5 protein-coding genes are annotated in these 4,423 nt (G+C 34.9%); 3 read left to right on the forward strand and 2 right to left on the reverse strand.

Annotated features, from left to right (window positions below):
• On the reverse strand, positions 1-232 hold a 232-nt coding region (locus FJ213_12850), incomplete at its 3' end, for an ROK family protein (GenBank protein MBM4177038.1).
• Between the two features lie 138 nt (positions 233-370).
• Entirely contained in the window at positions 371-2,707 is a 2,337-nt protein-coding gene (locus FJ213_12855; protein ID MBM4177039.1) for a heavy metal translocating P-type ATPase, read from the reverse strand.
• Between the two features lie 26 nt (positions 2,708-2,733).
• Between FJ213_12855 and FJ213_12860 the strand changes: the two genes are divergently transcribed.
• The 3 genes from FJ213_12860 to FJ213_12870 all read left to right on the forward strand — a co-directional run.
• On the forward strand, positions 2,734-3,513 hold the full coding sequence (locus FJ213_12860; protein ID MBM4177040.1) for a hypothetical protein: 780 nt from the start codon (positions 2,734-2,736) through the stop codon (positions 3,511-3,513).
• The gene (locus tag FJ213_12865; protein MBM4177041.1) at positions 3,437-4,069 is read left to right on the forward strand and encodes a glycosyltransferase family 2 protein; all 633 of its coding nucleotides are present in this window, start codon (positions 3,437-3,439) and stop codon (positions 4,067-4,069) included. The genes FJ213_12860 and FJ213_12865 overlap by 77 nt, the downstream gene beginning before the upstream one ends.
• The coding region (locus tag FJ213_12870) for an rRNA pseudouridine synthase (GenBank protein MBM4177042.1) at positions 4,066-4,423 on the forward strand (358 nt) is incomplete at its 3' end. The genes FJ213_12865 and FJ213_12870, both read left to right, overlap by 4 nt.

Genomic DNA, 4,423 nt, shown 5'->3' on the forward strand with positions numbered 1-4,423 from the left:
GCGATCCAGGAATTCCGATAACAATTGCGGCAAGTTGATTTGTTTTTACATTTGCTTGAGCTAACACGGTTTCGATGCATTCGATTATTCTTTTTATTACAACAGCTGCTCCATTTTGTGCATCTGTGGATTTTTTTGCTTTGCTGGTTATTGTATTATTTGAGTCAATTAAAGCAGCGAGGATTTTTGTCCCGCCTCCATCAACTGCGACTATATATTGATGCTTTTTCAATTTTGAATTTTTCCGATACAAAAATCTATCATTGAGTGTAAATATAACCTAATCGAAATTAAAAGTGAATTTTGCATTTTTTGTAGATCTTCGTTTGATGAAATAATTAGTTTGACTGAATTAATAATTTGAGTTAGTTCAGATTTTCGCTTTTAAAATTTTCAACGAATTAAAAACTACTAATAACGAAGTCCCCATATCGGCAAACACTGCCGACCACATTGTTGCGATTCCAAGAAATGTTAAAAATATAAAGATTGCTTTAATTGCTATCGAAGCAAAAATATTTTCTTTTATTACATTAACAACTTTTCTGCTCAATCGAATAAGTTTTGGGAGCTTAGAAATATCATCACCAACAAGTGTAATATCCGAACTTTCGATTGCGATATCAGTTCCAATCTTTCCCATAGAAATTCCGATTTTCGATACTGCGAGAGCCGGTGCGTCGTTCACCCCATCTCCAATCATTGCGAGAGTTTTATATTGTTGGTTTAGTTCTGTAACTACTTCAAGTTTTTGAGCCGGCGTTTGCTCGAAATAAAATTTATCAATACCAATATCTTTTGCAGTGCGCTCAATAATGCTTCGATTATCTCCACTTAGAATATAAAGCTCATTAACACCGAGATGCCTGATGTCGTCAATAGTTCGTTTCATGTTTTCTCTTAGCACATCTGAAAAACATATTAATGCTGCAGGAGAATTATTGTCAGTTAGTGCAATTACTGTAAATCCATCCTGTTCAAGCTGTGAGATAGAATTTTTAATCTCTTCTGAAAATAGTTGTGCAAATATTCTCGGTTGTCCAAGTGTAAATTGTTTTCCTTTATATCGAGCCGAAACCCCGCTTTCAATGACTTTGAAATTTTCAATTTTCTCTAACGAAATTTCCTTTTCTTCAGCATAATTTACTATCGCCTCTGCGATTGCATGTTCGGAATTAATTTCAATTGCATAAGCAATGGAAATAATTTCATCCTCACTAAGATTATTAAGCGAAATAATTTTCTCTATCTTCAGAAGTCCTTCGGTTAGTGTCCCTGTTTTATCAAAAACTACCGCATCAGCTTCGCCGATATTTTCCAGGTACACAGGCCCTTTGATTACTGCACCAAGCTTTGATGCACGAGAAATTCCACTGACAACAGAAACTGGAGTTGAAATCACCAAAGCACAAGGACATCCGATAACCAGTAAAACCAAACTTTTATAGAACCAATAATTGAAAGCTCCGCCAAAGAACAATGTTGGAATGATCGTGAGTAAAATCGCAGAAACCACTATAAGCGGCGTGTAATATGCTGAAAATTTATCAACGACTCTTTGAAGATTTGACTTTGATTTAGCAGATGCTTCTTCGAGCATGGTAATTATTTTAGCGAACTGTGATTCCTTAAAACTGCCGGTAGATTGTATTAATAATGGACTTTTCAAATTAATTGTGCCGGCAAAAACGCTATCGTCTTTTATTTTCAGCTCATGCTTTGATTCTCCCGTGATTGAAGACTGGTCAACCGTCGAAGTTCCCTCAATCACAATTCCGTCAATCGGAATTCGTTCACCCGATTTAACCAAAATCAAATCCCCCGGCATAATGTTGTTAACAAATGTCTCGAAGTATTCACTCCCCTTTTTTAGCAATGCTTTATCCGGAATAATCTTCATTAAATTCTGTATGGAGTTTTTTGCTTTATCAATGCTCATACTCTCAATCTGCAGCGAGAGGGCAAATAAAAACATAACTGCGGCGGCTTCTGTCCATTCGCCAATAATACTTGCACCGGTAACTGCAAGTGTCATTAGTACATTTATATCAACTCTCAGATTTTTTATCGAGTAAAATGCTTTCTTTGCAACCCTCCAACCCCCGGCAAGTATAGAAAAAATAAAAATCGGAAGTACAATCGAAAATGCAACATCAACAAGCTCTAAAAGCATTCCAGTGAAAGCTAAAATTCCCGAAGCCAATATAAATGCTAATTGGTATTTCCTTTTTGTTGATGATTTATTCTTAATATGAAGAAGATTTGAATAAATCTCGGAATGAAATCCGAGCGATTTCAATCGTGAAATCAGCTTCCCATCACTTGACTTATGCGTAACTATTAATTTCTGATTGAGAAGGTCGAATTGGAGATTCTCTATATCTTGATATTTCTTAAATCCTTCCCGAATAACTTCTTCTTCCAGTGAACAATCCATCCCACTGACTTTAAGTACAGTACGAATGCGGCTTCCAGCTTCTTGAATCTGAAATCCAAGCTCGGAAAATTTACGAATGAACTCACTTCGAGATTTTTGATTCTCGATGAAATTAATGCCAACTCTCGAATCATCGGGGTAAACGTTTACACTGCTAACTCCATCGATTTTAAGCAGCAAAAGTTTAATTTCATCAGCGCACGAGGCGCAATCCATCCCGCCAATTTGGTAATTAACTTGTGAAAACTGTTTAGCTTCCTCTCTTTTCACGAATTTTTATCCTTTTGTTTGAAGAAATGATCGAAATCATGTTTGCTTTTTTTTACAATATATTTTTTATGCAGCTCTTGAAGCTTTTGAAACGAAAGCTTATCAAGGTCTTCATCGTCTTTTGTTCGCTTTTCGAACATTTCAAAACTATAGACCTCGTCACGCGACATTTTATTCTTGTAACTCTTCAAATCATTAATGATTTTTTTTTGTTCTATTATTTGCATAGCTTATTTTTACAATTGTTTTTATTAGCTTTTATAATAAAAATTACTAAACTAAACGCACAAAGTAACTATAAATTTATGCGGAAAATTTTATCGTTAGACCAAAGGATTTTAAGATACGATATTAAAAACATTTACAATGCAGTAGTTGACTTTAACACTTATCCAGCTTGGTGGGATAAAAGTATTAAGATAAACATCCTTAGGAGAACTCAAAACTTCATTAACTCGAAATTAGAGATAACTGCTTACAAGAAAAGATTTTTTTGTGAAATTGTAAAAGTTAAACCTCATCAGGAAATCGTAATTAATTATTCGGGGATTTACAGCGGGACGGGAACTTGGTTTTTTGTTGAAGGAGCAAACGGTATTAAAGTGATGTATGAAGTAGATTTAGAAGTGAAGGACTTTTTTGTGAGCTTATTTTCATTTATAATTAACTTAAATGCCATTCATTCTAAACAAATGGCAAAGCTTTTTAATGGATTGGAAAATTATCTGAATGACAATTCCAACGGTGATAGTCTCGATAGTGCTCGCAACGTACAACCGCCGACATTTACTCTCACGGGCAATTGATTCGGTTCTAAATCAATCAACTATGAATTGGGAATTAATTATTGTTGATGATGGAAGTACCGATGGAACCAATGAGTTTATCGAAAATGTATTTTTACTCAATAAAAAAATCAGATATTTCAAACGCTCCCACAAAGGACTTGCTGCTTCACGAAATTTTGGAATTAAAAATTCTGTGGGAAAATTTATAACATTTTTAGATTCTGACGATGAGTTCAAAAAAGATCATCTCGAACTGCGATTGAATTATTTTGAAAATAATCCTGATATAGATCTAATCCACGGCGGGGTTGAATTTGCTGGACACATGGAAACCCGCTACGTCAAAGATAAAAACGATATGACGAGATTAATCCACCTCGACGAATGCGTAATCGGAGCAACATTGTTCGGCAAACGAAGAGTTTTCGAAGTGTTGAATGGTTTCAATGACATTTATTCTGAAGATTCAGAATTCATAGAAAGAGCAATTGACCAATTCAACATCCGAAAAGTAAATTATCCGACTTACATCTATCACACCGATTCACCTGATGGAATTTGTAATACAATTTGATTCCTCTTTACTACATATTTAATAAACCTTATCGTGTTTTATCTCAATTTTCTCCGTCAGAAGGGAAACAGACTCTTTCTGATTTTCTTTCACTCCCAAAAGATGTTTATCCAGTTGGGAGATTAGATTATGATTCTGAAGGTTTGCTGCTGCTTACAAACGATGGCGTTTTCCATAATAGGTTAATAGATCCAAAGTATAAGCACTCACGAACATATTTGGTACAAGTCGAAGGAATTCCGAATCAAGATTCAATTCGTCGTTTATCTAGTGGAATTATTATTCAAGGGAAAAGAGCAAAAAAAGCAAATGCTCGAATCTTATTCACCGAGCCAAAAATTTGGGAGAGGATAC

The organism is Ignavibacteria bacterium (assembly GCA_016873845.1).
In the GTDB taxonomy this organism is placed as follows: domain Bacteria; phylum Bacteroidota; class Ignavibacteria; order Ch128b; family Ch128b; genus JAHJVF01.